Origin of the sequence: Celeribacter baekdonensis, assembly GCF_900102315.1 — a bacterium.
Classification (GTDB): Bacteria; Pseudomonadota; Alphaproteobacteria; order Rhodobacterales; family Rhodobacteraceae; genus Celeribacter; species Celeribacter baekdonensis.
On record NZ_FNBL01000012.1, the window covers coordinates 33,208 to 58,971 of the forward strand.

The window sequence follows — 25,764 nt, forward strand, 5'->3', positions numbered from 1 at the left end:
AAAATTCAAAAAAATATCAAGGCTAAGAACGCGAACCCTCTTGTGCCGCGCATACACCATTGATGGCGCCTGCTGCGGGCGTCGAGCAGACAAGAAAAGGATTTGCTGCCATGACTACCGAACAGATGGAAATCGAAGATCTCCAGGCCGCCCTGAAGGCCGGCCGCAAGCCCCGCGACCACGGACCCTACAAGGTCAAAGTCGGCGACCACGACCTGAAGTTCACCGACGCCGTCATCGACGATCCGACGCCCACCGGCCGCCAGATCATCGAGGGGGCCGACTTCCGTAAGGCCGAGGAACACCTCGTGTTCCAGGTGCTGCGCAACGGTGAACTTGAAGAACTGCGCCTCGAGGAAACCACGGATCTGCGCCCTGGCCAGGTCGAGCGCTTCCTGGTCTTCCCGAGCGCGGAATCCTTCCGCTTCGACATCGATGGCAAACGCCTCGAGTGGGGCCACAAGGTCATCAGCGGGCGCGTGCTCAAGAAGCTGGCCGGGGTCGATCCCGCGAAGTTCGCCGTCTGGCAGGTGATCCCCGGCAAGGATGACATCCTGGTCGGCGACACCGATCTGATCTGCCTCGCGGATACTGGCCTGGAGCACTTCTTCACCGGCGTGCCCCAGACCACGGAAGGGGGTGCGGCATGAGCCTCCTCCCCCGTCAGGATCGCCGCTACCTCGAGGGTCGCGGCATCACCGTTCGCGAGGTCATCGAAGGCGGAAAGAAGGGCGTGATCCTCACCGGGATCACGCTGCCGGAAGGCAAGTATCAGGTCGCCCAGGTGGATATCCTGATCCTGCTGCCGCCCTCGTATCCCGAGGTCGCCCCCGACATGTTCTACGCCGTGCCGCATCTGAAGCTCCTTGTCGGCCAGCGTGAGCCCCGCTGCACGCAGGCACGCCAGGCCTTTGATGGCCAGAACTGGCAGCGCTGGTCTCGCCATAACAACCAGTGGCGTCCCGGCACCGACGGCATCTGGACCATGCTGAAGCGGGTCGAAGAGGCCCTGGAGGTGGCGGCATGAAGCGCAGCGACATCACCCTCCACGCCCGTCACCGCGACAAGCTGCAGGCGCTGCTCGCGCACCCCCGTGGGCACGAGGGCGCCGCCTACATGCTGCTCGGCAAAAGCGAGATCGCGCAGGACCCCTGGGACCTCGAGCCGCGGACCCGTTACACCTCCTACGAGGTCATCGCGATCCCGCAGGAGGACCGCGTCGATGCCAGCGACAAGCACGTCACCTGGAATACCAACTCCTTCGCCCAGCTCTGTCGCCGGGCCAAGGAGGAAGGCCTGGTGCCGGCGATCGTTCATAGTCACCCGGGAGGCTTCGACGGTTTCTCGGACCAGGACGATCGCAACGAGCGCGACCTCTTCACCATGGCTCGGAACCGTAACGGCGAGGGGACACGCTTGGTGAGCGTCGTGCAAGTCGGTGACGGCCTCTACCGGGCACGGGTCTGGGAAGACGACATGACACCCTTGCCCTGTCGCCGCGTGACCGTCATCGGCACTCGGCTCGAGATCCAGTCGACCGACGTGCCGACCCCGTCGGAAGCCTTGGCCCGGCAGGCACTGGCCTTCGGGCCGGAGGTCAACGGACTCCTCAAACAGCTCTCCGTTGCCGTGGTCGGCTGCGGCGGCACCGGCAGCCCGGTGGTCCATCTCCTCGCTCGCCTCGGCGTGGGGCGCATCTTGGTCATCGACGATGACGTGGTCGAGCATTCCAACCTGAACCGCCTGTATGGCGCGACCCGAAAGGATGCTGAAAACGCGGTGCCCAAGGTCGACGTCATGGCGCGCGAGGTGACGATGATGGGCCTCGACGTCGAGATCCGGTCGATGAACGGCTGGGTGGATGCGCCGCATATCCGTGACGCGCTGAAATCCTGCGACGTCATCTTCGGATGCACGGACGATCACGCCGGGCGCCTCTACCTGAACCGCGTGGCGCACTTCTACCTGATCCCGGTCATCGATGTCGGGCTGGTCCTCATGCCCCGTGATGATGGTGAGCCCGGCCTCCTCGAGATGGCCGCGCGGGTCAGCGTGCTGTTTCCCACGTCGGCGTGCCACGGCTGCCGCGGCACAGTCGATCGCGTCAGGGCTCGCGAGGAGGACCTCCAGCGATCGGACCCCGTCGAATATGAACGGCAGAAGACCGAAGCCTACGTCCGCGGCGGAGGTAATCCCGCGCCGGCCGTCGTGACCTTCACCTCCGAGGCCGCCACCATGGCAGTGAACGAACTTCTTGCCGGTCTCGTTGACTTCCGCGGCGGCGGTGGATGGACATGGCAACGCTATCGCAAGCTCGACAAGGGTTTAGAGCGTTCGCAGGCGGCGCAGCCTCGGTCCGACTGCCCGGTCTGCGGCAGCGAGGAATACTGGGGTCTCGGCGACATCGATCCGTTCCTGGATCGCATCGGGTGAGCGGGATGATGATCGACATTCTGCGGAAGAGCCTCGAGCTCTTCCGCCTCATTCCACGAAGTGACCTGCTTGCCAGGGTAACACCCAGACACCCGACGCCGGATCAGATCGTGCCGGGGGAGATGACCATCGTGCGCGATGGCGTCGACAAATGGGCCTGCTTCCACTGCCCTGGTGGGTGCGGCGAGACCATCAAACTGTCCCTCAGCAAGAACCGGAGGCCCAGGTGGACGGCCATGTCAGACTGGCTGAGGCGCCCGACCATCTCGCCGTCGGTCCGCCAGACGAACGAATGCCGGTGTCACTTCTGGATCCGGCAGGGGCGGATTGACTGGTGCAAGGACAGCGGCCCCGGGGCGGGATAGCAGTCGAGCGTTCGGGTTGCGTTCGGGGACCCCCCAGAGCCGGCGTGCCATGCTATTCCTGTCAGCAACATGGAGTGATCTGATGGAAACGATGGAACGAGACGCCGAGTATATCGCCAACCAGTGCAAGTATATCCGCAAGATGTTCTCTCTAACCCAGGAGAACCTTGCGGACACCTCCGGGTTGACGGTCCGCACGATCCAGAAGGTGGAAAGCGGACGGCACGTGCCCGAGGTGCAGACCTTGCGAAGCCTCGCGCGCGGCCTCGGGTTCGACATCACGGTCTTCTCCAAGCTCACCCCCGAGGAGGAGAAGCGCCAGCAGGAAGAAATGGAGCGCGCGCTGAAAAAGACGGTGCTCGTGCCCACGTCCCCCATCAGGAAGCCCAACGACTTCTATTCCCGTAACCGCGAATGGCACGGGCTCCTGTTCAACGCCGGCGCGGTGGAGGCCGGCAATGCCCTCGAACTGACTGCCGCGATTTCGGACTGGATGACCGATCTGGACGGGATCTGGGATATGAGCAGCGCCGGCCAGCGGCTTGAGTATTCGGCCGCGATCTCCGCGCTGTGTCTCGAGTTGGAGGGCCTCGGATATCTCACGCACTTCGGTCACTTCCGACAGCAGCACATGCACGACAAGGGGATGATCCTGGATATCGGGATGATCACCTTTCTTCCGAAGGCCGGCCGCGATGGCGTCCGCTACGGCATCGTCACCCTGGAGGACCCGTGGGAGGTTCCAGAACAGGATCGCCCCAAGCTGTGATTTGTTCTCGACGGGCCTCTCTGTCTGGTCATGACCATCATCTGCACGTCTGTCGCAGGCCTGGCCATATCGGCCGGGCCTCTACTTTTCAGAGCTGACCGTCATGAGACGACAGGCGAGTTCACGGTCGCCCCATCGGGCCGCGAAGGCCTCGCTTGTCGAGAACCAGCCGCCATCGTCGCCCTGGCCGTGGTTGGCCCCCATACAGGAACACTGGCACTCATGGCCGATGGCGTTCATGCAGGCCGGAGCGCAGATCTCCTGCTCCCGGTAGGGTTGGATGACATAGATCAGGCCCCAGCGGCGAAGACAGCGGTTCACGAGGTCATTGAACCATGCCTTGGGACTCTCCCAGCATCCCAGTGCCGAGTTCCAGCTTGGCCGGATGCGCCGGCCATTCCTGAGCCAGGCATAGTTGTCGTCCGCATAAGGAAGGCGGACCCTGACCCGTTCGCCCTTGCCGTCACGGCGAAGCGCGACAGGGATTGTCTTCTGGTTCCATGCCGCCTTCAGGCGGCCTTCGTCCTGTATCGTCATGCTCGTTGCAGCTCAATCAGGCTGAATCCGGGGAAGCATTCTCAATAAAGCGCTACTTGGAGCTATTTTATCGCGCTGGTTTTTTCAGATTCTTAGCTAGCCCGATTCAAATATCAATAGGGCAAAAAAATTACATAAAACGAATTATGCGTATTTTGGTAACATATTGATAATAAATACCAATATGAAGTCATCGTCGCTTGCGCTACTCCATATGGTCTAGGTTCAACCAGTACCTCGTATGCCGTCGCTCACCGGTCCGGCTGAGCGCACCTTTCTCGACCAGATCCTGCAGATCGCGGGTTGCGGTTGCGCGTGAAGTTCCGGTGATCTTGAGATAGTTGTCGGCGCTGAGGCCGCCTTTGAAACCGCCAGGGCCTTCCTGAAACATTCGAGCGATGGCCTTGGCCTGGCGTTCGTTCAAGTGGTCTCTGTGACGATCGTAGAAGTGTGCCTTGCTGATGAAGAAGCCTACGCGGTCGAGTGTTGCCTGTTGGGCCTTCAAGACAACTTCTGCGAACCAGACGAGCCAATCGGTCACGTCGAGCGTTTTTTGATGCTGCTCAAGCTGATCGTAGTATCCCTTGCGCTCCTTCTCGATGGTGAAGGCGAGCGAGATGAGGGTGGGCTGGCCAATGTTCTGCGCCAGCGACTTTTCAGCGAGGGCGCGACCCAAGCGGCCGTTGCCGTCTTCGAATGGGTGGATACTCTCGAAATAGAGGTGGCTTAGCCCTGCGCGCGTCAGTGCTGGAAGCGGCTCTGCTCCCCCCGGACCGGTCTTGTTGAACCAATCCGCGTATCGCTCCATCTCAGGCATGACCCGCTCCGAGGGCGGCGCTTCGAAATGGATCGTGGGCCGGTCAAGGCGGCCGGAAACGATTTGCATCGCCTCGGCGTGTTGTCGGTAGGCCCCAATGGTTTCCAACCGACGGTCATGGGACAGGAGCATCCGATGCCAGCGGTACAGTGTCTCATGGGTTAGCAGCTCTGCAAAACTGGAATAGACGTCGACCATCATTTCCGCGACGCCCTGTTCGCGCGGTTTGGCAGGGTAGCTGTCCGGATCGAGGCCCAGATGGCGGCGCAGCGAAGATTGCACACTGAGCCGATCGAGGATTTCACCCTCGATGGCGCTCGTCTGCATCGCTTCCTCGCTGAGCAGTTCGATGCGGAGTTGCTCGCGTTCCGGCTGGCTGACATGATGGACCGCGCCGAGGATTTCTCCGGACGACAGCAGGAACGTCTGCTCAAACGGCTCCAGAGCGGAGGCGTCATACCGGAAATCCGGCCAATCAGGCAGCGTCCAGTTCCAAGCCATGAGTTATAGACATCCTTTCTATAACTCACATCTAGACCACTTCTGAGGCATAGAAGTCAACTCTATCGCTCAAAGGACCTGCGCGATGGGGTGACCCACAAAACGACGCGAGGCCTTGAGCTATGCCTTTTCAAGGTGCGTCAGACCTTGCTGACGCGGTCTGGGGGCCTTCGGATCGGCGGGGTTTTGTTCCGGCGCTTGAAAGAATGGTTCATAGCGAACGTCCGCCATGGCGCCGTCGAACCAGGCAGGCTGCACGTCACCATTGTTCCATTGGTACAGGTAGCCAACCAGATTTTCAGATGTCTTGCAGAGGATGCGCATGATCGGTTCGCCAGTCAGGCGGGGCTTCGTGTTCATAATGCGTTCCTCCAAAATGGACCTCGTAACTCTTTAACAATGAGGTCATAAAAAAATCTGTTCGGCGGTGTTAATGGCGGCATTATGCAACTTCAAGGCGAATGGCCGCGTATGGGCAAAAATCCACCGGCGAAGTGAAAGTTGTCCTTTCAGATAGGTTCCTTAAGGTCCGGGCTGCTCATGCGGCGATGCAGCGGGAACAGCAATTTCTTCCAAGATTCTGTCGATCTCGCCCCATATGCGTGGTTCCACCTGACCGCGGATCAGAGCCCATTTACTCAAGACGTCGAGGGGGTCGTGGTCCCGGAGGAGGACACCCAGGCTGGCTGCATCTACTGCCAGAGATGTCCGGGCCTGCCACTGCGTGTTTCGAGTGCGTCGCTCCTCAGCGACTGGGGCGAAGACCGGCGACAGTTGCCAGCCTTTGACTGCACGGCGCAGGGCGGCACGCACCACATGTGCTGGCTCAACACCACAAGTCTCCAGCGCTGCTTCCTGTCGTTCGAGTGCGTTGACCCTGATGTCGATCTTCCGGGTCGGGCTCAATGCGCGCGCCGATACGGGAGCTCTCAGGCTGGTATGCGGGTCAGAGCTTTCCGCGGTGACTTGGTGCGGCGCCACGGTACCTCCCGGCATAAGCTCTGACTCGTGCCGATCAGCGTCAACGTCAGTGGCTGGGGTGCCTGTCTTTGTTGCTGTGACCTGTGCCTCATCTTCCGTCCCGGGAATCTCGCGGTCACCCTGTTGCAGGGTGGCGGCGTAGGCTGGGTCGGGCCTGGTGATGGTCGGGATCTTCTTGCGCAATCGACTGTCCTCACGCAGCAAGAATGTTGTTGAGGATGTCCGTCGCCTCCTCGAGCGCCTCGACGACATGACGTACATGTGGACGCATCAGAGGGTTTGGATCAGATTGCTTTTCCAGTGCCAAGGCGTGGAGAAGCCCCTTCTGGTCCATCTCCTTGTAAGTGTTCCGCCGCATCATGACGGTCTCAATCACCGGGAAACGGGTGAGCGCTTCTTCAATCAGGGCGGCGTCAGCACGGGTCGTTTTCGGGTCGACCATGTTCAGGACGACGTGGTGGCGCGGAAGGCTGGAGGGGTCGTCAACACGGGATTTCAGTTTCTCAAACCAATCAGCCGTCTGCGCTCCGACATCGAAATCAGATGTCGACAGCATGACGGGCGTCACAATGTGGTCCGCAAGCACCGCGATGCCGTCTGACCATTCGGCACCGACCCCCGCGGTATCGATGAAGATGAAGTCTGCCGTGCCTGCCATGTAGACCTGATCGATCTGACCCTCGACACCCGCCACGCTTTCGACGGTGGCCGAGCAGAGAAGCGGCGAACTCAGCCCACCGGCTTCCGCCCGAGCATGCCATGCCCCGAGTACTCTCGTGCTGTCCGTGTCGATCAACATCACTCTGCGTCCGGCGGCGATCGCGGCACTGATCAAGGCGCGCGAAAGCGTCGTTTTTCCACTGCCCCCTTTCCGGGCCATCGCTGCGATCACCACAAGATTTTCGTTCGGCATTCTGATCCTCCGCAAAAATAGTGAATCGCAACGATAATGCAAAAGCGTCGCTAAACGCATGAGGCGGAGGGGTCAAGCAGAAGTCGGGATGCGAACTGCGTTTGGCATGCAGCGGGTGGCGTAATGCGATGACCGTGCGACGTCTGCCGTGGCGCCGTCAGCATTCGTCGCGGGGCACCGCACACCCTCCAAATGTCGGGATGCGCTCGGCGATGTGCTGCGGACGGAATGCAGGTGACGGATAGCGCGCTCCAGACGACGGGAGGCAGTCTCGCGTATGGCGTTCTGCGGGTGACGCGAGACGGTCAGCGCGCGGCAGAACCCGTCTTGCGGGGTGCAAGAGACGGGGCGCAAAAGACGCGATGCGCGATGCGGAGACCGCATCGCGTGGTGCAATGAGCGCGGCGCGCGATCCATTTGACAAAGGACGGGAAATCGCCCCTGCAGGGCGATTTTCTACATTGAGTACAATCCCTTATGGCCGACTCCACTTGCGTTGGGAGTCGGCGGGCTTGTACGAAGTTGGCAAGAAATAGGAACGTTAACTTCAAAATGTCCCGCCGCCGCAGACTGTCAGAGATCGAGCGATCGACCATCGCCCAGGAGCGCCGGAACGGCGTCTCCGCGGCGTCATTGGCCGCGCGCTACGATGTCAGCCTGAAGACGATCTACAACGTGGTGAACCACCGGGATGAGCGTCAGACAGCGAACGGCAGCCGATCGCGGGTTGTGGGGATCCGGGTCTCGGACGACGACCTGCGCCGGTTCGACGCGGCACTGTCGCGGCGCGGGATTGCGCACCGCTCTGATGCCATGCGCCGCCTGATGCTGGCGGCCGAAGGTGTCTTCTTGCCCGACGACGAGATGTGTGACGAGTTGCGCAGCCTCGGCGCCGCGCTCAACCGGGTCGGCAACAACGTGAACCAGATCGCGCGACGTCTGAACGAGGCCAAGGTGCGGGGCGAGAGACTGTCCTACCCGGCCTCAAGTCACCGTGACGTCCGCGCCCTTGCGGGTCTGGTCTTCGATCTGGCCGACCAGGTCCAGGAGATGTCGCGTGCGCGGCGCAGCCTGCTGGACCTTGAGATCAGCTCTGCCCTGGCGGGCCTCGCCGAGAGGGATGAGAATGGCGCGGAGTGACCGGGTCCGTGGCATCGATCCGGCGCTTTTCGACCGCGGCTGGAGCCGGGTTTCGGGATCCTGGCAGGGGCTTTCCAAGGGCGCGCAGATGGTCCGGGCCGCGCGCGGCTATTCGCCAGCGATCTTCAAGGCTATCTCGAAAGGGGGCTGCCACACCGGGGCGCAGCTACGGGCGCAGCTCACATATCTCACGACGAAGTCGACCCATATCCTCGACAGCCGCGGCACCCATGACGGGAAGAAGCAGCTCTCGGAAGCCGAGATCAACCGAGTGGCGCGGCGGTTCGAGAACCAGTGGAACGAGCGCTACAGCCCCAAGCTTGGCCATACGTCGCATCTGCTGATGGCATTCCCGGTTGGGACCAGTGGTGAAGAGGTGCGCGATATCACCCAGGCCGTCTGCGAGAAGTTCTTTCAAGGTGAGGGCTCGCAATTCGACTATATTGCTGCAATACACCAAGATCGCGCGCATCCACATGCGCATATCGTTCTGAACCGCCGCAGCAAGGATGGCGAAATGTTCTTTCTCGGGAAGGATCATCACTTCAACTACGACGCCTTTCGCGAGGCGATGGTCGAAGCGGCCAGAGGACACGGGATCCGGCTCGAGGCAACGCGTCGTCTGGATCGCGGCGTCACGACCTACCGCGCCGAGATCGATGAAATCTACAAGGCCCGCGACGAAGGTCGTCCCCCAGTCGAGCGCCAGAGAACCGGTGCTGACCTGGCGGCCGCTCTGGAAACCGTCCGGCACAACGCTTTGATCTATCGCGGGCTCGCGGCGGAGGCGTCCCGTTCGAATTTCGAAGACGTGTCCGAGGCGCTCGAGAGGGCCAGCACCATCCTTGCCAGTGGCGGTCAGATTCAATCTGACGGAGCCATCTACATGTCCCAAGACGAAGCAGCGTTCGACACGCTGATCACCGAGTTTTCTCAGAACATTCGCCAGATCGAGGCGGCGATCGACAGGGCGCCAGCGGCCGAGAGGCCGGTGATCGAGCGCAAGCTGACCGACGTTCTGGCCTCGGTCGCGCATTTGAACCCGCTCGGGGATCGCTCCGCCGCCCTGGTCGATGCCCCATCCCGGGACGGCATCTATGCAAGGCCGAACTTAAGTGAAGAACACCTCGCGCGTATTGACGATGGAGAGGTGGCATCAAAGCTGGCCGAGGCGTTGCAAGGCACGGGCATCGATGCCGAGGCTGTGGCCGCGCGCCTGCGGGAGGGGGCAGGCAATGCCGCATTGGAGCGCCAGTGGCTGGCACAGGATCTGCAGGGGATTGCCAAAGCAAGCGACCTCGATCTGGAGAAATCTGCGGACCGGGAAGACGCGCTCGACCGGCTGGAAGCCGTGCATGTTCGGTTGGGCGATGTTCTGACTGACGTGCGCGTCCTGCGCGCGCCAACCGAGGTCGACGAGGTGGATGACGCTGAGGCAGCGCTTGGTGAGCGGTTGACGACACCTAGGAGTGATCTCGCGCAAGACGGGTCCGACATCTTTGCCCCATCGGAGCGGCAGGCGTTCAGGGCGCTGGTGGCGCAGTTCCGTCGGACGGATTTCGATCATCCGTTCTCCGACGACCCCTCGGTGCGGCGGGCGGGCGCCGTGGAGGTGGAGGAGGCCCGCGTTGCGTTCGACGCCTATGCGCAGAGATCTCCGCAGCATGCCGAATTGGCCTCGATGGCTTGGGAACAGATGACTGACAGTCGAATGCCGCCGCAATATGCGGTATCGGAACAGGACCGCACACTTCATGCTGGCGACATGGACCTCGCCTTGCGGGATCCTTCGGATCATCTCGGTCCGATTACCGAAGAGCTCCGTACCCTCGCCCGCTATCGCACGGAGATGCCGGATGACGAGTTTGGGCAGGCCGTCCAGGACGAAATCAACCACCTTCGTTCGCTCGGCGCGTCGCGTGCCTATATCAGCGAGCGCAGTTTCGAGATCGAGGACCAGGCGCGACAAGACTACGCCGAGCGCCGGTATCTGGAAGAGACAGCGCCAACCGTCATGGCCTTTGTGCGAAACGCAGACGTCGAGGGCCCGCTCTCCGAGGCAGAGCGACATGACATCGTCCGGCAGGTCAACGAACGGCTAAGCCCCGACGCAATCGACGCGCTGCGGGCCGGAAACGCAGAAGTCCTCGATAAGTTCACTGAGGATCCGCTCCGCCAGCTGGAACTCGCTAGAACCTATCTCCAGAGCAGCGAGGTCACTGCGCATGGCCCGGCCATGGAGCGCGTTCTCGATGCATTGGCGGAAGAACAGATAGAGGCGCAGCGCGCACGCCACGCCGCGGCACATGGTGAGAAGGGGATCACCCATGGATAAAGGCAAGATTGCCCTAGGAGTGTTGAGCCTCGTGCTGGTCGGTCTCGCCATGGGCTATGTCGTGGCGACCGGCTTTGTCATGTTCCGCTATGGGCTTTCTCCCACGCGTTTCGACGTCACCCTGCTTGCCCGCGAATATCGGGGTCTGTCTCAGTCCGCACCAAAAGACTTCCTCTGGGTGAACCTCATACTTGGCGGCTTCGGTCTGGCATCGCTGATGCTGAGCGTCACGCTTCTGGGGGATGCATTGACCCGCTTCGGGACGACGCATTGGCAGACTCGCAGCGAGATGAAGAGGAACGGTTTCTTTGCCAAGCCCGGCGGCGGCTTCCTTCTGGGCAAGCTCGGCTCCCCGAAATCCAAGCGCCCGTTCCTAGTCTCAAAAACCTTCCCCCACGCGCTGATCGTGGCGCCCACGGGCCGGGGCAAGGGCGTGGGGTTCGTGATCCCGAACCTGCTGACCTACAAGGGCTCCGCCGTGGTGCTCGACGTGAAAGGCGAGAACTTCCGCGAGACCTCGCGCTTCCGCGCCAGCATGGGGGACAAGGTTTTCCGCTTCGCGCCGACCGACTGGGACCGACCAACACATCGCTATAATCCGCTGGCGCGCATTGCTGCCATGACCAACCCCGACCGGCAGCAGATGGAGCTTAAACTCACCGCGAAGCTCTTCCTGCAGACCGACAACGAAAAGCTGAGCGGCCTTCTCGCAGGCGGTATCGACTTGTTCGTGGCGGCCGGTCTTCTGGCTTTCGAGCGCGGCGTGCCGACCATCGGCGAGATCTACCGCATCACCGCCTCGGGGGGCGACAAGCAGAAGGAATATCTGAAGCGTTCGCAGGAGGTGAAGAACACCTCGGCCAAACTGATCTTCGAGCGTATGGCCTCGACCAACAACGACACCCTCACCTCCTACCTCTCGCTTCTCATGACATCGGGTCTCGACACCTGGGACAACCGCGCGATCGACGCGGCCACCGCGACCTCTGACTTTTCCTTCCGGGATATCCGCCGCCGCCCACATGCGATCTATCTTGCGGTCGAATCCGAGATGATCCGCCCGCTTGCCCCGCTGATCCGCCTCTTCTTCTCGGACCTGATCGCCTCGCTGCAAGCACAGGAACCCGGCGATGACGAGCCCTGGCCGGTGATGATCATGCTCGACGAGTTTGACCGGCTCGGGAAAATGCCAATCGTCGCCGAAAGCATAAAGACGCTGCGCTCCTTCGGCGGCAACCTCGCCATCGTGACCCAGACGATCCCGGCGCTGGACGAGATCTATGGTGAAAACACCCGCAGGTCGCTGCAGGGCGGCGCCGGGGTAAAGCTCTACCTCACCCCATCCGAGCAGAAGACCATCGAGGAATTGAGCCAGGCTGTCGGCAAGACCACCAAGCGTGTGGTGACCCGCTCCCGTGCTGTTGGACGCAATCCATTCGAAGGGCGCAGCGTCTCGGAGAGGACAGAAGATACCCCGCTCCTGACCGAGGATGAGGCCCGACGCATGGACCTCGACGAGGTCATTCTCGTGATCGACGCGCAGATGCCCATCCGCGGGAGAAGGGTGAAGTATTTTGAGGATCCGGCATTGCAGATTCTGCACGCCGGTCAATCGGGAAGCTTCCCATATCCAGACGAGGACAAACTGAGGCGGGATCGGCAGATGTCCGAGACCCGCGAGACGGTGGCTAGGCTGAAGCAAGAACTGCAGGAGGTGCGGGCGGCTGCGGGACCGCGGGACGTCGGCCCGAATGCGCCCAACGTATCGAAAACCGACCCTGTCAGCGCAGCGAAGGCCCGCGGCCGCGCGGCTCGTGTCGCTGCAAGCGGCGGTGGCCAGGGCCAGCTGTCGCTTGATGTTGAGGGCCTAGGTATCACGAACACAGACCGGACAACGCTTGCTTCGGCAGTTCAGACAACGAGAGCTATCATCGCGGAGCACGGATGAGTTTCGCAGGAGTTGACGTTCATTCTCCTCGCGGCGAATGTAACTGAAGAGCCCTTTGCGGACGACAGCTGCACATGCGGTCTTGACCGCGTTCCGGCCATTGGTAGCAGAAGGCACGTATGGCCGTCATGCCAGACACGGGATGCGGTCTGGCGTGACGGGTTGCGCGCATCGTCGACAACTGCGATCGGGAAGGGGGCCGCATGGGAAGTTCGAAGCGGTGGTTTAGAAGGGCGCTGTTGGTCCTGCAGGAATGGTGGGACGGCGCCTATTCCGGTGATGCGTCCCGGGCTCAATACATGAGGTCTAAGGCATGAGTTACTCCGCGATCCTATTGCTCGCCTTCGTCATCGGCATGGGGCACGCGCTTGAGACCGATCACTTGACCGCCGTATCCAACATGCTGGCTCAGAAGGGCAGCCGCCGAGCGCTGATTGCCCGTGGGGCATTCTGGGGGCTGGGACATACACTCGCGTTATTCGGTTTCTGCGCTGCTGTAGTGCTGCTGGGCCTTACAATTTCGGGCCAAATGCAAGCAGGACTTGAATTTGCGGTTGGCGTGATGATCGTGGCGCTCGGCACGCAGACACTTTGGCGGTTGCACCGAGACCGCGTACACATCCACATGCACGAACATGACGGCTCCCAGCACATGCACGCCCATTCGCACAAGGGAGAGACGCTGCCTCACGGCGAGGTGTGGCACAACCACAGCCACCACAGGACCAACGCCAAGGCCCTTGGTATCGGGCTGGTTCACGGCGCCGCAGGCTCAGGAGCGCTCTTGGTGCTAGCAATCAGCGCGACACAGAACATTAGCCAAGCTTTGGCGTATTTCGCCGTGTTTGGACTGGGTTCGATGGCCGGAATGGCGGCGTTGTCCACGGTGGTCAGCTTTCCGTTGCTGCTAGCTCAGCGCGGGGCGAATTGGCTTCGAATTGGGACCTCTGGAGCAATCGGGATAGCAGCGCTATGGATCGGCGCAACCATCATCGTTGAGAACGGAACAGCGCTTAATATCTTCGGAGGCTGAAAGCGTACTCGTCAACGCCTCACGGCCTGCACGCTTGATTCGGTCGAACAGCAGAAGGTGCGGAAAGTCCCGCATTGTGTGAGTTCATGCACAGTGCGGCGAAAGGCTGCTTTCTCCTTTCTACTCTCGCAAACGTTTTGCCCGTTCCGCCATTCTGACCACCTGCGCGCTTGTCGTTGCCGCGGCGCTCCGCACAGCGGCAGGCGTCTGCACCGCGCCTCGTCCGATTACTTCGCTTGTCGTGAGCGCACCGATCCGCGCCCGGCCCTTCACGCCGTCGGTATTGAAGATCCCCCGCATGATCCCGGTCGATCCAGCGACCACAGCGGGCGCTGCGGCTACCATCAGGTTCCCAGAGATCCCCCGCACAATCAGGGGCGTTGCAGCGACGAAGCCCTTGGCTAGGAACACCATGACGAAGAACGGCACGAGCGATCCGATGTTGGTTGCCGAGTTTGGATCACCGAGCTGCGCGAGAAGCGAATTCGCCATGCCGACGACGGTCGAAAACATTGCTGCGATGACGATGGGGTAGAAGGCATAGCTGACCGTCGTCGAGACCCACCTATGGAAGAAATCCTTGGTCGCGTCGAAGAGCGACAGAGCGATCATGATCGGAGCAAGGCCGAGCATGAGGGTCAGCATCATCTTGGCGAATATGAGGACGATGCCGGTCATGAAGCCAAGGAGGCTCAAAAGAATAAGCCCGATGCCGCCTAGGATCGCGCCCGTCATCCAGTTCAAATTGCTGCCGATGGCATTCAGGTACTGGCTGAATTTTTCGATCAGGATGTCGAATTCGCCGGCAAAGTGTGTGGCTCCGGCTCCTCCGCCGCCAACCGAAGACACTAGTGCGCCAGCGACGTAGTCCAAGCCTCCAATGACGGCGTTCGCTACTGCATTGAAGTTTGCCCAGTTGAAGGCGAAGAGCCCTATCAGCATCAGCTTGATCAGGTACCAGAAGAAGCTGGCCCCATCCATGCTGCGGAACTGGAATGCCATGTTGATGCAGACGCCGATTAGCGAAAGCGTGACCATCAGCAGGACGATCGTGCCGGTATTGCTTGCCACGGCCCCGAACTGGGACTCAGCCGCATCGACAAGGAACGCGTCTGCCGTTCCGACCATCCAGCTGACGACGCCCATTACCAGTTGCCTTGAGCTTCGCAGATTGTACGCACGCTCGGCTCGAGTTGCTTCCTTACTTCAATCCAGTCGCGGCGAAACGCTGAATGCTCGGCTTGGCTAAGGCCTGCATACCTTTCATGATACTCGCCATCGGAGCTACCCCAAGCGGGAAAGCGGGTTTCACAGCCGCAGTCGCCAGATTCAGCGATCTCCTCCCAGGCCCGAATTTCGTACAATTCCATCAAAGCTGCTGCCTTGTAGGCTTCCCGCGGATTGATTTCGTCCATCCAGGTCGGGCGCGCCGGACGATCGTTGCAGATCCGGTATTGTTGAGGCGACATATCGACCGTGAGATCGTTTGAGATCGGAGGCGAAGTCTGTGCCACAAGTGGGCCCGCAAGGGCGGCAAGCATGACTGCGAGGATTGGTTTTCGCATCTGGGGGGTTCCTTTTTTACTCAGCGGCAACGGAGGGGCTCTTGTTGCCTCTGCCGTCGACCGTGTCGAGGTTCAAATCAGTGGTTTGGCCCGGGAGAAAGAACTCGGTGATTCCGCGCGCGCCTTCATGGCGGCCTGCCTGAATGATCACGTCGATTGAGCCCTCGATATAATCGAGCATGTCGGCATAGGTCATCGGCACATCGGTTTTCAGGGCGGCGATGGCGAGGCGGCGAACAGCAAGTTGTGGGGTCTCGGCATGCAGCGTGGTCAGCGATCCACCGTGGCCGGTGTTGATTGCCTCGAGAAACGTCATCGCCTCGCGACCGCGGACTTCGCCTAGGACAATCCGGTCGGGTCGCATGCGAAGCGTTGAGGCCAAGAGCACATCGGCACTGCGGGCATCCGTGTCCCGGTCCGCGATCAACGTCACGGCATTGGGCTGCTCGGGGCGCAGCTCGGCCGCCTCCTCGATGGTGATGATCCGCTCTTCGGGCGGGATCAGCGAAAGGATCTTGCGCGCCGCCACCGTCTTGCCGGTAGATGTACCGCCCGAGACGATCATGTTGAGCTTGTTCTCGACGCAAAACCGCAGCGCAGCGTCGATGTCGCCGGACCTCACCACATCACGAAGCGCGGCGTTCCGTTCCCGGCGCAGACCCTCAAGGCTGCGTTCCTTGCCGAAAAGGAATCCGAGTTTGACCTTCTCAAGCGGCAGGGAGGAGAAGAACCTAAGAGAAATCGAGAAACCGCCCTCGACTGCCGGCGGCTGGATCACCTGCGCGCGGATCGGGCGATCACGATATAGGATCGAGACCGAGACGATAGGCTTCTTGGTGCTGAGCGTGGTCGAGGCGGCGGAGGCGATCTGGTTGCCGAGGTCCTTGATCTCGGTCTGGCTCAGCGGGCTGCCGAGACCTCGCATGAAGTGGTCGCCCTGGAATTCGCCCCAGACTTGTCCGTCGGGATTGATACAGATCTCGATCGTGTCGTCGCGCAGGACCTCGGGGCCGAAACGGTCGAGCGACGCTTCCAGATAACTTGCAGCCATGTCAGAAAATCTCGAGGTCACGATCAACCATGACCGTGATCCGTGTACCCTGGTCGACATGTATCACTGGCCGGATCGCCAGATAGTCCTGCATCACGCTTTGCGTGCTATCGCGCAGGTCGGTGCCGACATCACTCGCAACATCGGCCGCCGCCTCGCTGTCGATTTGACCCGCTGCAGCCGCAGGCAGAGCGCCGATCAAGGAGATCAGCGCGGCGGAGCCGAAGCGTTGCGCGAAACGGGTGTCGACAAACCCGGTGGTGCCAGTACGGCCGAGTTCGTCTCCACCGAAGGCGCTGATCTGCACAGTCTGATTGTCGGGCAAGATGATCCGGTCCCATGCCACCATGACGCGCGATTGGGCGAGTGCGACATCGGAGCGGTAGCGCCCGATCAGCCGCGCGCCGCGCGGGATCAGGATACGGGTTCCATCGAACGAATGGACGTCTTCCGAGACGATGGCGCGGATCGCGCCGGGCAGTGTGCTGTCGAGAGCCGTCTCTGTGACAGCCTGAATCATGGTGCCCTGAACAACCGTGTTCGATGGGTTCGCGATCACTTCGGCACGTGTCACCTGCGCAGGTTGTGCGCCCGAACGAACAAAGGCTTCATCTGCATTCAAACGTGCGGCTTCCAGCGTGTTCTCCCTATCCGCACCCGCGCCCATCCCGGAGAATGCGATCATAGGAGACGCGATACGCTCTGCGCGGGCCTCAGCTTCAGCAGCGCGCCGCCTTTCGAGTTCGGCCAGCCGCAATTCTTCTTCACTTGGTCCCAATGAGGTCGGCTCTGGTGGTGCAAGCCGTGCAAGTTCCAAGTCCATGCGGAGCTGATCCAATTCGCGGTCCCGCTCGGTCAGCTGCCGCTCGAGGGCACGCTGAGCCTCGGCGGATGCTTCCTGTAAGGTGGCAATTTGCGCCGTCAGGTCCGCAATAGCCTGCTCCGCCCCGCTATCCGCGGCCTCGGCCGGTCTTGCGCGCAGGTCCTCGAGTTCCGCTCTCAATGTCGCAAGACTTTCCATCAGCGCGAGTTCAGACTCGCTCGGACCTGTGTCCGCAGGCGGGGCTTGGCTGGGCTCCGGGGTAGAAATCGGCGCCAGATCTCCGAATCCGGGGCCGCTGCTCTGGAACTCCTCCGGCGCGGCGGTCGCCATTGGTGCTTCTGCCGACGGCTGTAGGGCAGCCCACGCCAGACCACCTGCTGCGGCGATGCCGACGACTCCAAGGATCGCGGCAAGCGGTGCAGGCCGCTTGTTTGCCTTCGCTTTGCCTGTCGAACCTTCGAGAGCCGCGAGGCGCGCGGCGAGGTCTTCCGTACCTTCGGTCATGATGTGGCCTGTCCTGCGTCCTGGACGCAAATCACCTCTTCGCCAAGGCGAAGGACCCATTGCCGGTTGACGCCGGACACGCGGATGACGCCGTCACTCAAGGCTTGGCTGTTCACCGCGCGTTCCCTGCCGTTCGAATATCGGAAGATGGCGGGCACCGGCGCGTTCCGTGCAAACCGGAAATACGTGAAGGTACCATCATCCCAGATGGCCGTCGGCGTGAACTCTTCTCGGGCGCTGACCGCATAGTTCGCGTTCGGCGCATCGGCCGCAACCGCCCTGGTGGGTTGCACGCGGTTTTCAGGATAGCGGAACTGCACGACATAATGCGGCGTCTCCCGGGCTTCGACGACATGGAAGTAGTAGGAGCGGCGGTTGGTGTAGACGGTGATGTTGGTGGCGACGCCAGATGCTGTCGGCTTGATGGCGAAGGCACGGCCACCCGGGACACCGTCGAATTGAAACCCGACCGTATCGCCGGCGATGATCGAGCGGATGGTTTCACCCTCACCGAATTCGACTGTGGTGACGCGGGTCAGAGTCGTGACGACACGGTAAACCTGGCCTTCAGTCCAGGTCGCGACGCGCACGCGATTGTCATGAGAACCTGGACGGGGCGTAGTTTCGGCCAAAGCAGTCGTTCCCGCGAACGCGAGAATACTGGCGGCCAGCAGCGCAGAGATTGGAGTGCGAGTCATTCGGAACGGTCCGATCGGATGGCATATTGGGTAACGGTGAAACCGAAAGGGTTTTGCCAAACATCGTCGATCGCTCGGGTCCGCTCGGGCCGGAATTCGAACATCAACGTGGCAGTGAACGATCCATCCTGTACCCCCTGAGGGCTGGTCAGGCGCTTTCTGAGCCGCACCTGGGCGCGGTTATCGCCAATAAGGGTGATCGATGCGATCTCAACGGCCATCTCGGCCGCAGCCCCGTAACGCGTCGGCGGATAGCTGTCCTGCCCCGATGTCCACATCGCGCGCATGCTGGCCTCGGCCGATCCGGAAGACTGTGCCAGGACACGGCGGACACGAAGATCGTTGTCGAGCTGGTTGTAGGTTTCGCGGTCGAAAATGTAGCGGTAGATTTGCGCTTCGATCACGGCAGGCCGTTCGGCGAGCGACACGGTTTCAACCGTGGCATTGGGGAGCGCCATCCCGGTCGCGGGATCGTAGGGCACAACCACGGGAGGCGGCGTCTCGACCATCAGCGCGACAGCCGCAGCCGTCAAACAGCCGAATACGCCAAAGCCTGCCCCGGAAATGCCGATCATCCGCCAAAGCTGTTCCCGGCGCAGGGCACCGTAGACAAGTTCCTCTTCCACGAGCTCGCGCGCAGTCATCACCCCTGCCCCACTCATGGCTCAAGATCCGGCAAGGTGAAGTCCATGTAGCGGCGTTCTTCGGCAACCGTGGCGGCGTCGACCACGCCTGCATTGCCTGCGCCTAGGGTTTGGATCGCTTCCAGCTCCCACATCCGGGTCATGGCGATGGCGAGTTCCGCCGTGACGCGTGTGTTATGATCCATCGAGGCTTTGAGATCCTCCATGTCGGGGATCATCTCGACCAGACGTTCCACCCGTTCGAGAGACTGTTCCGCCTCTGCGTGGCTGTTCTGCGCCGCCGCCGACATCACAGCACCTGTGGTGGCCCGCGTGGCCACGCCTTCGGCGCCCGGATTGCCGCTGGTGGCGATCTCGCGGAGTGAATCCTCGTCGAACCCGGCGCTTGCCAGCGCCTGTTCCATCTGCGTGCGCATGGGCCCGGCATTGGGCCCGATGAGCGCGCTCCAATCGCCCGCCTGGATGCCTCGGATCAGGCCGGGGATGTCTTCGAAGTTGGCCTCAAGCAAGGTATCGAGGTCCCCGCCCATGGCAAGTCCGAGGATGCTGCGCGGCCCGGTGAGCGAGGCATACATCTCGTTCAGCTGATCGAGTTGGCTTTGCAGCATGTCCAGTTGCTCCAACGCATTGTCCAGAAGATCGGTCTGGATCCCGAAATCCTGCAGCATCTGCTGAAGCTGGCGGATTTCCTGGGCAATGTTCTGAGTGTCCACCGTGGGCACACCCTGTGCCGCGACAGGTCCGGTAACATTGAGGGCAAGCGCGAGAGCGATGCTACCGGCGAAAAGGGAACGGGGCAGGCGCAGGTTCAACGCAAATCCTCCTGACTAAAATCCATGTATTGCCGCTCGGCAGCTTGCGCTGCCGCCAAGGCGATCTGCTCGGCGCTGAGTGGCTCGGTTCGGGCGGCCTTGATCCGGGTCCGGATTGCGACCAGCCGGGCCAGTTCGGCCCGGGCATAGGTGTTGAGCGCGATGGCCTCGTGGAGATCCTCGGTCTCACCAATGCGGGTGATGATGTCCTGAACCCGCAGGGCGGCGGCACGGACCGAGACCAGCGAATAGTCGCCATAGACCCCTGCGCCGTGGGCCGAGAGGCTGAAACTCGCGTTGGCGAGGAGCACAGGATCGATGGTGCCGAGCGCATCGATGCCGCCCACGGCCGCGAGGTAGCTGTTGTACTGCTGCGGGATCACCACGACATAGTGCTGGGTTTCCGCGAAAGGCGGCACACCGCCATAATCCTGCACATTGCCAGGACCGGCGTTATAGGCGGCGAGCGCATGGATAATGTTGCCATCGAACATGTTCAGCATTTGTGCGAGGTATCGCGCACCGCCGGTGACCTGCAGATAGGGATCGTCGTAATAGGCCGGGTAGATCCCGAGATCGCCCGCGGTACCGGGCATGATCTGGGTAAGTCCGAAGGCCCCTACGGGTGAGCGTGCCCCGATCTGGAAGCGGCTCTCCTGCCAAATCAGCGCCTGCAAGAGACAGCGCCATTGCACGAGCGAAAGACCTGCGCGGCCGACCCCGGACAGACTATGGGTGTCGCGTGCTGCGCGGATGATCAGCTCCTCGATCCCCTCCCTGGCATCGCCGAACATCCGCGCTGCCGCTGGATTGGTGTCCTCGGGCGCATAAAGACTGGCGGCCGCGCTTTCGACGTCGTCTACCGCCCCCTGCCCCGCCTCGAGCCCCGCCACGGTTCCGGCCACGTCTCCAGCGCCAAGCGACATGGCATCCATCAGCCCTTCGAGGGAGGCGAGTTGCTGGCGCTCGATTTCGGCCAGTTCCTCCTCGCGGCTTAGCCGGACCTGCTGCAGTGCCAGGTCCCGATCGGTCTGCTCAAGGATGGCCTGCCGCTCTGCGAAGAGGCGCAGATCGAAGGTCGGCACGCCTTGGGCGACCGCTGGCCCTGCCGTGGGACCTGCCAGTGCAAAGCCGATCATCGAGAGAGGTAGCCAGGTCCGCATTGGCTCAGCCGCCCGCCCCCAAGAGGACGAAATCGCAAGGACTGTCGCGGCGCGTGACCTCCGCCCCCATGGTCGAGATCGTGGCGGTGGCGGTTCCTGCCTGCGCAGGAGCCTCGCGAAAATTGAAGCAGTTGGCTTGCGGGGGGTTATGCTGCGCACAGGCTGTCAGGGTCAGGCCGAGCCCGAGCAGCACTACGCTGCGAATGATGGTACGGGTCATGTCACTCTCCAGAAATCAGGACGTTCGCGATAATCGGCGCCGACAAGCGCTTCGCCCTTCTCCATTCCGCCAAGGATGGTCACGAGCGGGCCGAGCGCGCTGAGATCGGCATCGATCACGACGGAACCACGGTCGTCGCGTACAAGCGCGAGCCGCGAGGCCGAGCCGACGCCCAGAAGCACGTCGAGCTCTTTCTCGGTCAGGCCGAGCATCGCGTAGTCAGCGGCGGAAGCACGAATGTTGGGCAAGAGCACCTGCGTCGGCACCGCTTCCACGATGGTCTTGCCGGTGCGCGTGCGCTCGAGCTGGCTGGCATATTGCGTCATCATCACGACGACGGCGTTCTGCTTGCGGGCGGTCACCAGCCAGTTGCTGAGGCGCTCCGCAAAGTAGGCGTTGTCGAGGGCTTTCCATGCCTCGTCGATGACGATGATGGTGGGCTTGCGGTCCTCGATCACCCGCTCGACCCGGCGGAAGAGGTAGGACAGGACCGCCATGCGTTCCCGCTCGCTCTCGGAATCGAGGATGCCGGTGAGGTCAAAGCCCGCGACGTCTCCATCGATGCTGAAACTGTCCTCGGCATTGGCCCCGAAGATCCAGCCGTAGCGACCCTCGGCCGTCCATTCCTGCATACGCTCGAAGAGATCGCCCTCGTCATCGGTCGAGACCAGCAGCGAGGCGAAATCCGACCAGTTTCGTAGGCCCGCATGTCCTGCGCTCGCGTTCTGGCGCACGACTTCCTGCAATCGGTTGGTCTGAACCGGGGTTAGCGGTCGATCGCGCCGCTCCAAGAGGCTCGCGAGCCAATCAGCAAGCCATGCCTGGCCCCGCATGTCGATCTCGGTCTGGAGCGGATTGAGGCCCGTGGGGCGCCCCGCCCGCACGGTCGAATAGCTGCCGCCGAGCGCGCGGACGGCCATCTCCATGCCCGCGCGATAGTCGAATACGAAGACCCGCGCACCTGCCCGCCGTGCCATGGTCATCAGGAAAGCCGCCAGGACGGATTTGCCGGAGCCGGGACGGCCGAGGATCAGCGTGTGGCCTCCCGTGGGCTCGCGATCCGGCGCGCCCTGTTCGTGGAAGTTGAAGCGAAAACCACTGCGCTCGGGTGTCGGAAAGAGCGTGATCGGCACGCCCCAGGGGACTTCCCGACCTGTCTTTCCGAGCGGGGTGCGGTGAAAGGTGGCGAGATCGGTGAAGTTGTGGTTCGTGATTGCGGCCTTGCGGCTGCGCGCCCCTGTGTTCCCGGGATGCTGCGCCATGAAATGCGCCCGCGCCCCGAAAGCTTCCGAGATCAGGTTGATCCCGGAAGTGGCGGAGATGTTGCGGATTTCGGCCGCGATGTCGTCAAGCGCCGTCTGGGTGCGGGCATAGACGGCCACGGTCATGTGGTGCTCGCCGAAGATCAGGCGTTTGGATTCCAGATCGTCCTGCGCGAGTTCCAGTTCCTGGGCGAGACTGACGGCTCCGTCATTGGCGGCCTGCATTAGCCGCAGCTGCCGCTTGATCCGGCCCGCCATGATGTTGGCGTTGATCGGCACAAAAGAGTGCGTGACCACCATGTCGACGGGCAGATTCAACTCGTCGAGCATCAGGCTATCGGTCTTGGCCGGGTAGTTCTTCACCGCAAAGATCGCCCCGAGCTTGTCGCCGACGGCACCGTCCGAGAGTGCGATGGTCGTGCCGCGGAAGGTGACGCGCGTATTGGCTACGTCCTCGGCGATCACACCGAGGCGCGACCGGGGGAAAAGCGGGGACTCCTCGCCCGTGTTGAGTGAACCGAGGAAGCCCAGAAGCTCGCCGGTGCTTGCGGCCAGCGGGCGGGGCTTCAGCTCATCGAAGGAGGACAGCAGAAACCCCACAACCTCGTCGAGCTTGCGCAAGCGGCGGGTGGTGTCGGCCGCATGTCGCGAGCGAGACGCCCCCAGACCGAAGGGCAGACGGCTGCTCGCCTCGGGGCGCTTCAGCACGGTCAGAGTCAGCGTCTTGTCGCGCAAACTCGCGCGGCCGAGATGCGCGTGCCATCGTTTGTCGACGGCGGCCGCAAACCCTTCGCCCGGAACGGGCGGCAGGGTCACGTCGACCGCTTTCGAGACCTTGTGCAAGTAGAATGAGAACTCGGTCCCGACCTGCGCCACGATGCCAGCCAGCAACCCTCCGATCCGGTCGAGATGCCCGTCCTCGCTCGTGGTGCTGTTCACCCCCTCGAGCCGGATGCATTGCATCAGCTCGTTGCCGCGTGTCCGGATCGTTCGGTCGTTCACGAGGCTCACATAAGGCAGCATCATTGAGAGCCGCTTCTCGCCCTTGACCCATGCGGGTAGCGCGGTCAGCGGATCGATGGCGTTCTCAATCTCATCGGCAATTCCATCACGGGGCATAGCTGTCGCCTCCATGCAGCTTGCGGTTCGTCGTGGGCGGGGTTTCCTGCAGGGTGATCACCAGGACATCGAGGAAGTTCGGATCCCAGTCCGCGGCCTTCCAGAGCGCCGGCCAGGCCAGCCCCGCGAAAACAGCCACCACCCAGCTCTGCACCCAGAGGAACAGAAGCGTCGAGCCGAAGAGCCAGACCATGGCGTACATGATCGGCAAGCCCATCAGCTTGGGTGGCCTGAGAAGGCCGATGAACACGCGGGACTGGTCAGCCATGGCCAAGAACTCCGGGATTGCTCAGGTGGTCCAGATGGCGGCGACGATGGTGGGTGCTGCGGCGATGCCCGCGATTGCAACCACGACCCAAAGCGCCTGACGAAAGTCGAGGATGCCAAAGAGCCAGGAAAGAAACACACCGATCAGTGCGAGCGTGCCAATCACGATGCCCAAGGGACCGGTGATCGCATCGACAATGCCTTGAAGCAGGGTCTGTACCGGCGAGAGGTCGATGCTTTGCGCAAGCGCTGGACCCGCCAGCACGATAAGGGCCGTCGCGCCGAGCGCGACGATCGCCCGCGTGCGGAGCACGCTTTGACGTTTCCTCGATGTCATGAAAGATCTCCTCTGAGCCGCTCAAACACGGCAGTCACACGGGCCACATGCCCTTGGGTTTCTCGAAAAGGGGGGATGCCGCCGTGGCGTGTGACCGCCTCAGGGCCAGCGTTGTACGCGGCAAGGGCCAGAGAACCCTCACCGAACTGGTCGAGCATCATCAGCAAGTAGCGGGCTGATCCGTCGAGGTTCTGCGCAATGTCATGTGGGTCCACGCCGAGGTCGCGGGCGGTATCCGGCATAAGCTGGCCAAGGCCTATGGCACCGACAGGGCTACGTGCAGCCGGATTGTATGCGCTCTCGACTTCGATATTGGCCCGGTAAAGGAGCGCCCAATCAGTGACTGAAAGCCCTGCGCGACGCAGCGCACCATGCCCGGCATACCGCAGAGCCGTGGTCTCGATCGCATGGAGGATTTCTGGGGTGGCGCGGGCGGCGGATCGAGCCGGGATCGCTGTCTCGCTCGTTGCGTCAGGAACGCGAGGTTCTGCGAAGAGAAAAAGGCGCCCGTTTGCCTCTTGAGAAGAGGAAATCAATTGGCCGTCTGGGCCAACCGAAAAGATGAAACCGTCGGCCAGGGCCGGGGGCGCGGAACAAACGCCTGTACCCAAAGCAACGACGAGCGCAGTCGCGCGGTCAGCTGCCTTTGACCGGAGGCGCGGCGTGGCGCTCGCGGCCACCTTCTTCAAGTGGGATGCTAGCGGTCGTACAGCCCATGTCGGCCAGGAAACTGACAAGGCCAACGATGGTTTTGAAGTCGCGGAGCTTGAGGACGCTTCGGCTGGTGACGAGCATCTTATCGTCACGCTCATCAGTGGCGACGGCGCGGATGACCCACGAGCCGTACCAGCTGTTATGGCGCTTCTCTGCTCTCTCCTTGCAGACCACCTCAATGAGGTAGCCCTCGGCGAGCAAGCCGCGCAGTCCGTCTTCTGTAACCACATTCGGGGCTTCTTCAATCATGGCCTTCCCTTGGGTCCTTGTTCTGCCTGGGTGCAGTATCAGGCCCACGGGGTCGCAACACCGTGAGCGATACAAAACAACATTAATGATAGCAAGACAATAATAACGTGTTGACGAAGTTCGCCTTGCTCCGATAACGGTGATAGCCGACAGAATGATAATCTTAAAGGCGGCAAAGGAGTTTTGCCCTGCGGCTGTTTATTGCGCGCAACGCACCGTTGCTGTTCGCGTTCCTGCTTGGAAGCATGCCGATAGCCGCGGCAGCAGATTGCGTACCTCCCGAACGACCGTTCTTGCCTCAGTCGCAAGACGACATGCGTGCCTACGCCGATCTGATCAGAAGCGATTTCGAGACCTACATTGCCGATGTGCAGGACTACTTTCGTTGTCTCGACGCCGAGCGCGCTCGCGCCTTTGTTGAGGCGAGGGAGGTCAGTGATGACTACGCCAGGTTCCTGAATGCTCTCGAGTAAGCGACTACGGGTTTGTGCCGCCAGTAGAAATCAACCGTTAGACCAACGCTCCGTCAGTCTCTAACGCAATGATGTTTTTCAAGCGGGCGAT

29 protein-coding genes are annotated in these 25,764 nt (G+C 61.8%); 10 read left to right on the top strand and 19 right to left on the bottom strand.

Annotation, left to right across the window (positions count from 1 at the left end):
• Positions 1–110 precede the first annotated feature (110 nt).
• The 5 genes from BLT54_RS16720 to BLT54_RS16740 all read left to right on the top strand — a co-directional run bounded on the left by BLT54_RS16720 (position 111) and on the right by BLT54_RS16740 (position 3,567).
• Positions 111–650 (top strand): multiubiquitin domain-containing protein, encoded by a 540-nt coding sequence (locus BLT54_RS16720; RefSeq protein ID WP_218129403.1) that lies wholly within the window; start codon positions 111–113, stop codon positions 648–650.
• Positions 647–1,027, top strand: a complete 381-nt coding sequence (locus BLT54_RS16725) for an E2/UBC family protein (protein ID WP_074646429.1) — start codon at positions 647–649, stop codon at positions 1,025–1,027. Before BLT54_RS16720 ends, BLT54_RS16725 begins: the two co-directional genes overlap by 4 nt.
• Positions 1,024–2,433 (top strand): ThiF family adenylyltransferase, encoded by a 1,410-nt coding sequence (locus BLT54_RS16730; protein WP_074646430.1) that lies wholly within the window; start codon positions 1,024–1,026, stop codon positions 2,431–2,433. The genes BLT54_RS16725 and BLT54_RS16730 overlap by 4 nt, the downstream gene beginning before the upstream one ends.
• A gap of 8 nt (positions 2,434–2,441) precedes the next feature.
• On the top strand, positions 2,442–2,798 hold the full coding sequence (locus tag BLT54_RS22865) for a ubiquitination-like system serine protease family protein (protein WP_009574180.1): 357 nt from the start codon (positions 2,442–2,444) through the stop codon (positions 2,796–2,798).
• Between the two features lie 82 nt (positions 2,799–2,880).
• Positions 2,881–3,567 (top strand): helix-turn-helix domain-containing protein, encoded by a 687-nt coding sequence (locus tag BLT54_RS16740; protein ID WP_074646431.1) that lies wholly within the window; start codon positions 2,881–2,883, stop codon positions 3,565–3,567.
• Positions 3,568–3,648: 81 nt separating this feature from the next.
• Here the strand turns inward: BLT54_RS16740 and BLT54_RS16745 are convergent, their stop codons facing one another.
• From BLT54_RS16745 to BLT54_RS16765, 5 genes are all read right to left on the bottom strand, one after another.
• Positions 3,649–4,104, bottom strand: coding sequence for a hypothetical protein (locus BLT54_RS16745; RefSeq protein ID WP_009574178.1), 456 nt, complete (start codon positions 4,102–4,104; stop codon positions 3,649–3,651).
• Positions 4,105–4,309: 205 nt separating this feature from the next.
• A complete protein-coding gene (locus BLT54_RS16750; protein ID WP_074646432.1) occupies positions 4,310–5,422 on the bottom strand; it encodes a Fic family protein in 1,113 nt (370 codons plus the stop codon).
• A 120-nt stretch (positions 5,423–5,542) separates the two neighbouring features.
• The gene (locus BLT54_RS16755; RefSeq protein WP_074646433.1) at positions 5,543–5,782 is read right to left on the bottom strand and encodes a hypothetical protein; all 240 of its coding nucleotides are present in this window, start codon (positions 5,780–5,782) and stop codon (positions 5,543–5,545) included.
• Between the two features lie 162 nt (positions 5,783–5,944).
• A complete protein-coding gene (locus BLT54_RS16760; protein WP_074646434.1) occupies positions 5,945–6,586 on the bottom strand; it encodes a hypothetical protein in 642 nt (213 codons plus the stop codon).
• Between the two features lie 10 nt (positions 6,587–6,596).
• A complete protein-coding gene (locus BLT54_RS16765; protein WP_038073754.1) occupies positions 6,597–7,316 on the bottom strand; it encodes a ParA family protein in 720 nt (239 codons plus the stop codon).
• Positions 7,317–7,868: 552 nt separating this feature from the next.
• Between BLT54_RS16765 and mobC the strand changes: the two genes are divergently transcribed.
• From mobC to BLT54_RS16785, 4 genes are all read left to right on the top strand, one after another.
• Positions 7,869–8,456 (top strand): plasmid mobilization relaxosome protein MobC, encoded by a 588-nt coding sequence (gene mobC / locus BLT54_RS16770; RefSeq protein WP_074646435.1) that lies wholly within the window; start codon positions 7,869–7,871, stop codon positions 8,454–8,456.
• On the top strand, positions 8,443–10,791 hold the full coding sequence (locus BLT54_RS16775; RefSeq protein WP_074646436.1) for a relaxase/mobilization nuclease domain-containing protein: 2,349 nt from the start codon (positions 8,443–8,445) through the stop codon (positions 10,789–10,791). The genes mobC and BLT54_RS16775 overlap by 14 nt, the downstream gene beginning before the upstream one ends.
• Positions 10,784–12,739 carry a type IV secretory system conjugative DNA transfer family protein gene (locus BLT54_RS16780; RefSeq protein WP_009574171.1) on the top strand — a complete coding sequence of 652 codons (1,956 nt, stop codon included), beginning with the start codon at positions 10,784–10,786 and terminating at the stop codon, positions 12,737–12,739. The genes BLT54_RS16775 and BLT54_RS16780 overlap by 8 nt, the downstream gene beginning before the upstream one ends.
• 313 nt (positions 12,740–13,052) lie before the next feature.
• Entirely contained in the window at positions 13,053–13,772 is a 720-nt protein-coding gene (locus BLT54_RS16785) for a HoxN/HupN/NixA family nickel/cobalt transporter (RefSeq protein ID WP_009574170.1), read from the top strand.
• Positions 13,773–13,892: 120 nt separating this feature from the next.
• Here the strand turns inward: BLT54_RS16785 and BLT54_RS16790 are convergent, their stop codons facing one another.
• The 14 genes from BLT54_RS16790 to BLT54_RS16855 are packed head-to-tail and all read right to left on the bottom strand — an operon-like array spanning position 13,893 to position 25,200.
• Positions 13,893–14,918 (bottom strand): TrbL/VirB6 family protein, encoded by a 1,026-nt coding sequence (locus tag BLT54_RS16790; protein WP_009574169.1) that lies wholly within the window; start codon positions 14,916–14,918, stop codon positions 13,893–13,895.
• Complete coding sequence (locus BLT54_RS16795; RefSeq protein ID WP_009574168.1) at positions 14,918–15,337, bottom strand: hypothetical protein; 420 nt, start codon at positions 15,335–15,337, stop codon at positions 14,918–14,920. Before BLT54_RS16795 ends, BLT54_RS16790 begins: the two co-directional genes overlap by 1 nt.
• Before the next feature lie 16 nt (positions 15,338–15,353).
• Positions 15,354–16,388, bottom strand: a complete 1,035-nt coding sequence (locus BLT54_RS16800; protein WP_043872329.1) for an ATPase, T2SS/T4P/T4SS family — start codon at positions 16,386–16,388, stop codon at positions 15,354–15,356.
• Position 16,389: 1 nt separating this feature from the next.
• A complete protein-coding gene (locus BLT54_RS16805) occupies positions 16,390–17,715 on the bottom strand; it encodes a TraB/TrbI/VirB10 family type IV secretion system protein (protein ID WP_043872330.1) in 1,326 nt (441 codons plus the stop codon).
• Positions 17,712–18,413: a TrbG/VirB9 family P-type conjugative transfer protein gene (locus tag BLT54_RS16810; protein WP_009574160.1), complete on the bottom strand. Its 702-nt coding sequence runs from the start codon at positions 18,411–18,413 to the stop codon at positions 17,712–17,714. Before BLT54_RS16810 ends, BLT54_RS16805 begins: the two co-directional genes overlap by 4 nt.
• A complete protein-coding gene (locus BLT54_RS16815; RefSeq protein ID WP_043872331.1) occupies positions 18,410–19,057 on the bottom strand; it encodes a VirB8 family type IV secretion system protein in 648 nt (215 codons plus the stop codon). The genes BLT54_RS16810 and BLT54_RS16815 overlap by 4 nt, the downstream gene beginning before the upstream one ends.
• A gap of 14 nt (positions 19,058–19,071) precedes the next feature.
• Positions 19,072–19,869, bottom strand: coding sequence for a type IV secretion system protein (locus BLT54_RS16820; protein WP_028095516.1), 798 nt, complete (start codon positions 19,867–19,869; stop codon positions 19,072–19,074).
• Positions 19,866–21,032 carry a lytic transglycosylase domain-containing protein gene (locus BLT54_RS16825; RefSeq protein WP_043872332.1) on the bottom strand — a complete coding sequence of 389 codons (1,167 nt, stop codon included), beginning with the start codon at positions 21,030–21,032 and terminating at the stop codon, positions 19,866–19,868. Before BLT54_RS16825 ends, BLT54_RS16820 begins: the two co-directional genes overlap by 4 nt.
• Positions 21,033–21,036: 4 nt before the next feature.
• Complete coding sequence (locus tag BLT54_RS16830) at positions 21,037–21,252, bottom strand: hypothetical protein (RefSeq protein WP_043872333.1); 216 nt, start codon at positions 21,250–21,252, stop codon at positions 21,037–21,039.
• Complete coding sequence (locus BLT54_RS16835) at positions 21,249–23,633, bottom strand: VirB4 family type IV secretion/conjugal transfer ATPase (protein ID WP_043872334.1); 2,385 nt, start codon at positions 23,631–23,633, stop codon at positions 21,249–21,251. The genes BLT54_RS16830 and BLT54_RS16835 overlap by 4 nt, the downstream gene beginning before the upstream one ends.
• The gene (locus BLT54_RS16840) at positions 23,623–23,901 is read right to left on the bottom strand and encodes a VirB3 family type IV secretion system protein (protein ID WP_009574151.1); all 279 of its coding nucleotides are present in this window, start codon (positions 23,899–23,901) and stop codon (positions 23,623–23,625) included. The genes BLT54_RS16835 and BLT54_RS16840 overlap by 11 nt, the downstream gene beginning before the upstream one ends.
• A 21-nt stretch (positions 23,902–23,922) precedes the next feature.
• On the bottom strand, positions 23,923–24,237 hold the full coding sequence (locus tag BLT54_RS16845) for a TrbC/VirB2 family protein (protein WP_043872335.1): 315 nt from the start codon (positions 24,235–24,237) through the stop codon (positions 23,923–23,925).
• Positions 24,234–24,917: a lytic transglycosylase domain-containing protein gene (locus BLT54_RS16850; protein WP_043872336.1), complete on the bottom strand. Its 684-nt coding sequence runs from the start codon at positions 24,915–24,917 to the stop codon at positions 24,234–24,236. Before BLT54_RS16850 ends, BLT54_RS16845 begins: the two co-directional genes overlap by 4 nt.
• Complete coding sequence (locus BLT54_RS16855; protein WP_009574148.1) at positions 24,874–25,200, bottom strand: hypothetical protein; 327 nt, start codon at positions 25,198–25,200, stop codon at positions 24,874–24,876. The genes BLT54_RS16850 and BLT54_RS16855 overlap by 44 nt, the downstream gene beginning before the upstream one ends.
• Positions 25,201–25,514: 314 nt before the next feature.
• Here BLT54_RS16855 and BLT54_RS22645 point away from each other — a divergent pair, with 314 nt between their 5' ends.
• On the top strand, positions 25,515–25,673 hold the full coding sequence (locus BLT54_RS22645) for a hypothetical protein (protein ID WP_169747690.1): 159 nt from the start codon (positions 25,515–25,517) through the stop codon (positions 25,671–25,673).
• Positions 25,674–25,764 lie beyond the last annotated feature (91 nt).

Bases quoted from the DNA above. Each gene is read 5' to 3' on its own strand.
- BLT54_RS16720 (WP_218129403.1), top strand. From the start codon at position 111: ATGACTACCGAACAGATGGAAATCGAAGATCTCCAGGCCGCCCTGAAG.
- BLT54_RS16725 (WP_074646429.1), top strand. From the start codon at position 647: ATGAGCCTCCTCCCCCGTCAGGATCGCCGCTACCTCGAGGGTCGCGGC.
- BLT54_RS16730 (WP_074646430.1), top strand. From the start codon at position 1,024: ATGAAGCGCAGCGACATCACCCTCCACGCCCGTCACCGCGACAAGCTG.
- BLT54_RS22865 (WP_009574180.1), top strand. From the start codon at position 2,442: ATGATCGACATTCTGCGGAAGAGCCTCGAGCTCTTCCGCCTCATTCCA.
- BLT54_RS16740 (WP_074646431.1), top strand. From the start codon at position 2,881: ATGGAAACGATGGAACGAGACGCCGAGTATATCGCCAACCAGTGCAAG.
- BLT54_RS16745 (WP_009574178.1), bottom strand. From the start codon at position 4,104: ATGACGATACAGGACGAAGGCCGCCTGAAGGCGGCATGGAACCAGAAG.
- BLT54_RS16750 (WP_074646432.1), bottom strand. From the start codon at position 5,422: ATGGCTTGGAACTGGACGCTGCCTGATTGGCCGGATTTCCGGTATGAC.
- BLT54_RS16755 (WP_074646433.1), bottom strand. From the start codon at position 5,782: ATGAACACGAAGCCCCGCCTGACTGGCGAACCGATCATGCGCATCCTC.
- BLT54_RS16765 (WP_038073754.1), bottom strand. From the start codon at position 7,316: ATGCCGAACGAAAATCTTGTGGTGATCGCAGCGATGGCCCGGAAAGGG.
- mobC (WP_074646435.1), top strand. From the start codon at position 7,869: ATGTCCCGCCGCCGCAGACTGTCAGAGATCGAGCGATCGACCATCGCC.
- BLT54_RS16775 (WP_074646436.1), top strand. From the start codon at position 8,443: ATGGCGCGGAGTGACCGGGTCCGTGGCATCGATCCGGCGCTTTTCGAC.
- BLT54_RS16780 (WP_009574171.1), top strand. From the start codon at position 10,784: ATGGATAAAGGCAAGATTGCCCTAGGAGTGTTGAGCCTCGTGCTGGTC.
- BLT54_RS16785 (WP_009574170.1), top strand. From the start codon at position 13,053: ATGAGTTACTCCGCGATCCTATTGCTCGCCTTCGTCATCGGCATGGGG.
- BLT54_RS16790 (WP_009574169.1), bottom strand. From the start codon at position 14,918: ATGGGCGTCGTCAGCTGGATGGTCGGAACGGCAGACGCGTTCCTTGTC.
- BLT54_RS16795 (WP_009574168.1), bottom strand. From the start codon at position 15,337: ATGCGAAAACCAATCCTCGCAGTCATGCTTGCCGCCCTTGCGGGCCCA.
- BLT54_RS16800 (WP_043872329.1), bottom strand. From the start codon at position 16,388: ATGGCTGCAAGTTATCTGGAAGCGTCGCTCGACCGTTTCGGCCCCGAG.
- BLT54_RS16805 (WP_043872330.1), bottom strand. From the start codon at position 17,715: ATGACCGAAGGTACGGAAGACCTCGCCGCGCGCCTCGCGGCTCTCGAA.
- BLT54_RS16810 (WP_009574160.1), bottom strand. From the start codon at position 18,413: ATGACTCGCACTCCAATCTCTGCGCTGCTGGCCGCCAGTATTCTCGCG.
- BLT54_RS16815 (WP_043872331.1), bottom strand. From the start codon at position 19,057: ATGACTGCGCGCGAGCTCGTGGAAGAGGAACTTGTCTACGGTGCCCTG.
- BLT54_RS16825 (WP_043872332.1), bottom strand. From the start codon at position 21,032: ATGCGGACCTGGCTACCTCTCTCGATGATCGGCTTTGCACTGGCAGGT.
- BLT54_RS16830 (WP_043872333.1), bottom strand. From the start codon at position 21,252: ATGACCCGTACCATCATTCGCAGCGTAGTGCTGCTCGGGCTCGGCCTG.
- BLT54_RS16835 (WP_043872334.1), bottom strand. From the start codon at position 23,633: ATGCCCCGTGATGGAATTGCCGATGAGATTGAGAACGCCATCGATCCG.
- BLT54_RS16840 (WP_009574151.1), bottom strand. From the start codon at position 23,901: ATGGCTGACCAGTCCCGCGTGTTCATCGGCCTTCTCAGGCCACCCAAG.
- BLT54_RS16845 (WP_043872335.1), bottom strand. From the start codon at position 24,237: ATGACATCGAGGAAACGTCAAAGCGTGCTCCGCACGCGGGCGATCGTC.
- BLT54_RS16855 (WP_009574148.1), bottom strand. From the start codon at position 25,200: ATGATTGAAGAAGCCCCGAATGTGGTTACAGAAGACGGACTGCGCGGC.
- BLT54_RS22645 (WP_169747690.1), top strand. From the start codon at position 25,515: ATGCGTGCCTACGCCGATCTGATCAGAAGCGATTTCGAGACCTACATT.